Annotated in this window: 1 protein-coding gene; it reads left to right on the top strand. The window is 69.4% G+C overall.

Annotated elements, in window-relative coordinates; translation table 11 throughout:
- Positions 1 to 438, top strand: a 438-nt coding sequence (locus tag B2W70_RS02350; protein WP_286742452.1) for a methyl-accepting chemotaxis protein, incomplete at its 5' end; no start/stop codon positions are given.
- Between the last annotated feature and the right edge of the window lie 161 nt (positions 439 to 599).

Here is a 599-nt window from a genome sequence, read left to right as displayed (position 1 = left end):
TTCCAGACCAACATCCTGGCTTTGAACGCCGCAGTGGAGGCAGCCCGCGCAGGCGAGAACGGCCGTGGTTTTGCGGTCGTGGCCTCTGAAGTGCGAGCTTTGGCGCAACGCAGCGCCACCGCTGCGCGCGAAATCAAGGACCTGATCCAGGGCAGCGTCAGCAACGTCGAGCGTGGCAATGGCCTGGTGGCCGAAGCCGGCCAGACCATCCAGGATGCCGTGGAAGCGGTGCGCCGTGTGCAGCAGGTCGTTTCCGAGATCACCTCCTCGGCGCGCGAGCAGGCGACCGGCATCGGCCAGATCAGCGAAGCCGTCAGCGCCATCGACGAGACCATGCAGCAAAACGCCGCCATGGTCGAAGAGGCGGCTGCGGCGGCGGCCTCCTTGCGGCAGCAGTCGGAAAGCCTGCGCGGGGCGGTGGCCTTCTTCCAGGTCTGACCAGGGCCTGCCCTCTGCGAGAGGGGATCGGCGGCGCCCCTCAGGTCGGGCGCCCGCGCGAGGCGGCCCCCTCCACGGCGGTCGTTCCGACGAGGGAAGACAGGCCGGTGCGCCAGGGGGCGCACAGCGGCGACAATCGGGGGTCTGTCTGAAGCAGGCCC

This window comes from Aquabacterium sp. UBA2148 (genome assembly GCF_002328915.1).
Taxonomy (GTDB): Bacteria; Pseudomonadota; Gammaproteobacteria; order Burkholderiales; family Burkholderiaceae_C; genus Aquabacterium; species Aquabacterium parvum.
This window is presented reverse-complemented; position numbering and strand designations above follow the sequence as displayed.